The organism is Pseudomonas sp. 39004 (assembly GCF_028682155.1).
GTDB lineage: Bacteria > Pseudomonadota > Gammaproteobacteria > Pseudomonadales > Pseudomonadaceae > Aquipseudomonas > Aquipseudomonas capeferrum.
This window is the reverse complement of sequence record NZ_JANIAG010000292.1, coordinates 1-3699: the sequence shown is the minus strand read 5'-3', so window position 1 is coordinate 3699 and position 3699 is coordinate 1. Positions and strand designations below refer to the sequence as shown.

Annotated in this window: 1 pseudogene; it reads right to left on the bottom strand. The window is 60.7% G+C overall.

Features of this window, described 5'->3' with window-relative positions:
- A pseudogene (locus NP534_RS26135) lies at window positions 1-3665 on the bottom strand (immunoglobulin-like domain-containing protein); the annotation flags it as partial.
- Window positions 3666-3699 lie beyond the last annotated feature (34 nt).

Genomic DNA, 3699 nt, shown 5'->3' with positions numbered 1-3699 from the left:
GTCGGGTCGCCACCGCTGATCAACGAGTTGATCGAGGTATTGGACCAGTTCACCCCTTCCAGCTTGATCGTCACATCGGCGTTGGCCAGGCCACCGGCGGCGTTGAGCTTGCCTTCGCTGCTGACCTGCAGCGTCGAGGAGCCGTCCACCGTGGTGATCTTCAGGTAGTTGTCGATGGTGCTGCCCTTCTCGAACTGAAGCAGATCCTTCAGGTCGATACGGTCGCCTTCGGCCACCTTGAAGTCCTTGATCACGTCATTGCCGAGGTCGCCCGACTTCCACACGAAGGTGTCGGCACCACTACCGCCGATGAGGATATCGTCGCCCTGGCCACCGATCAGGATGTCCTTGCCGGTACCGCCCAGGAGGATGTCGTTACCTCTGCCACCATCGAGGGTGTCATCGCCACCTTGGCCGAAGAGGATGTCGTTGCCATTGCCGCCCGACAGGAAGTCCTTGCCGTCGTTGGCGCCGGAGATATCGAACTCGGTGTAGTGCTCGGTGATGTACTGGTGAACGTTATTGGTGGTGATGGCACTGGCCTCGACACCGCTCTTCTGCGCCACGTACTCCTGCAGGGCCTGGTAGCCCTCGCTGACGACACCGTTGAGGGTGATCAGGTCACCGAAGATGATGTCGTTGCCGTTGCCGCCATCGACGTTGTCGGCGCCTGGCAGGGTCGCCTCGGAGTGCCCAAGGATCGCGCTGGCCAGTTTGGACGGGTCGATGTTGGCCTGTGGCTTGCCGGCGCTGTCATAGGCCGTCAGGTCGGACAGGCTGACATCGTTGTTCAAGCCGATGGCCTGCACCTTGCTCACGCCGTTGGTGCCGCCCAGCAAGGCGAAGCTGGCAGAGGTGTTGGACGCCGAGTCCCTGTAGTTCCAGTATTCGGCATACCCCGTACCACCCAGGCTGGAGAACTCGTAGGTACCATCACCCTGCGCGTGGATCGTGCCGATGTTGGTGGTGTAGTCGAGCCTGCCATTGGTCTTGTAGGTGGCAACCGTGACATAGCCATCTTTGCTGATATTGACCTTGTGGGTGCTGTCGGCCCACTCACTGAAGGTTTCGCCTACCTTGTAGTTGTTGACGTTGACCACGTCATCCAGGTACTTGCCGCCGGTCCACAGGCGGTAGTTGGTGGTTTCATTGGTCTGGTAATAGGTCGGCTTACCGTCGGTGATGAAGTAGGTCAGGTTGTCCGCGTCGGTATTACCGGTCGCCATGGTGCTCTTGAAGAAGTTGGTCGTGGTCTTGAACACGTCTTCGTAGTTGGTACCGCCACCATCACGCGAGCCCCCTACCATCGAGTTCAGTACCGCTTGCAGCTTGTTCAATGCTTCTGGGTCGGCAAGGTTGACCGCCACGTTCTTGTTGACCTGGGTGTCGAAGTCGGCCAGGAAGATGTTCACCGTACCGGAGGTATCGGTGCCCAGGCTGGCTTTGAGGGTTTTGAACACCGATGCCAACTGCGCCCTGGCCGCGGCGACCGAGTCATCGCTCATGCTGCCCGAGCTGTCGACCATGAAGGCAATGTTGTAGTTCTTGCCCGCCACCACGTTCAGGCCAGCGACGTCGGCGACGATGATGTCGTTGCCTTCGCTGCCATTGAGGGTGTCATCACCCGAGGTGCCCACCGTGGCCTTGTAGTTGGCGCCATAGACAGTCACCGGGATCTTGCCGGTGATGCTGTCCGAGCCGCCGAGGCTTTCGGTGGCGGTCGACGTGACGGTAATGTCGAACGAGCCCTTGTAGTAGGCCGGCGGGGTCAGTGTCAGGCCGCTGAGTTTCCAGCCTGTCACGTCCACCGGCGTGCCGCCGACAGTGACGGTGTGGCCCGCACCATCACTCAACAGCGTCCCTTTCGGAATGCCGCTGAGGGTCACGCTCAAGGTCTCGGAGCCATCGGTGTCGGTCAGGTTGGTGGTGATGCCGACCAGTTTGACCGAGCCGCCTTCCGGCCCTTCGTTGAGCTTGTAGCCGTCGTAGTAACTTTGGCCATTGACGGTGTGCAGATCGGACACGCCCAGGCCAGCGTTGGCCATCTCGGTCACGTTCTGATACATCGGGATGTTGCTGCTGCTCAGGTCGGTGACAGCACCCGAGCCCACCTGGATGTTCAGGTCATAGCTACCCGGGCCAGACTGGTTGGCGTGGTACACCTCGATCGGGTAGTAGCCGCTGGACGTTGCGGTGAAGGTGCCGGAGATCTGGCCACCTGCGCCCCAGAGCGCGGTAACCACGGTCTTGCCACCAATGGTGACCACCATGCTGTCATCGGCGACGCCGCTGAAGCTGTAGGTTTTGCCGGCCTCCAGGAAGATCAGCCCCGAGGTTTTCGAACCGCTGCCAGCGGTGACGCTACCATCGGACTGCACGTTGGTGGTAGTGGCGCTGGAGTTGGATTTGCCGGAGTTGGCGAAGACCGCTTTCAGCGCATCGCCAGTGATGCCGTTGCCGTCGGTGCCCAAGCCTTTCAAGGTGGTCCAGACTTCCTTGGTCAGGCCTTTGGACTCGACATCGCTGCTGCCGAAGCTCAGGGTCGGTTTGTCGGCCACCGGGCTGATGTCGACCTTCATGGTCACTTCGCTGCCCAGGTTGGTGCCGTCGTTCGGCTTGTACTTGAACTGCGCGTAGTCAGCCTGTTTGTTGCCGACGCCCGAGCCGCCGTAGCCATCGGTGCCCGACTGGTTCAGCGTCGGGACGAACTTGAGGTACTTGCTGCCGATATCGGTCTGGCTGACCACCTGGCCTACGGTCACATCGACCCACGCGGTGCCGTTGAAGAACTTCAGGCTACCGTCGGCCGGCAGCGAGGTGATGGTCACGAACAGGCCGGTGTTGCCATCGGCATCGGTGACCTTGAAGTCGTTCCAGGCGAACAGGTAGTCGGTGTCTTCCACGCCATTGACCGCACCGCCAGTGGACACTGGCAGGTGGTCGTTGTCGAGGATGTTGGTGGTAACGCTGGCCTTGCTGCCATCAACCTGCAGGTTCTCGAAGTTGCCACCGGTAGCGGTTTCGATCTTGACGGTGAAGTTTTCGGTACCTTCAACCAGCTTGTCGTCGAGGGTCTTGATATCGAACGTGGCGCTGCTGCTGTTGGCCGGGATCTTCACGGTGGTGACTGCGGTGTAATCCTGGCCGTTGGCAGTGCCGCTGTAGGTCAGGGTAACGGTGACTTCTGCCTTGGACGGGTTGCTCAGGGTCAGCGTGTAGCGGCCGGTTTCGCCTTCGGTCAACGAGGTGGTGCCGGTGATGCCGATGGTGGTCACATCGCCCTGGTTGCCAGTGCCTGGTGTACCAACACCTGGCTCGTCGTTGACCACGGTGGTAGCCGTGGTCTTGTCCAGCGTCAGCGCCTCGAACTTGCTGGCACCGGCGCCGCCTACCGATTGCAGAGACAGGCCGACAGAGGTCTGGCCGATGTAGGCGTCGTCTGGTGCAGCCACAGTAACGAAGCCCGTAGCACTGTTGGCCGGCACGTTGACGATGGTTTTGCCGTCGCTCAGGGTGAAGGTCAGCGCGCCGTGGTTGTTGATCGGCAGGCCGTCCTTGCTGGTCAGGGTCACGGTGTAGGTGATCACGCCGCCTTCGGTAACCGAAGGGGTAGCAGTCAGCTTGGCGATGACTTCGTTCTGAGTGTCCTTGATGTCCACCGAGGCCGAAGGCTTGCTCACGACCAGGTTCTCGAACTGA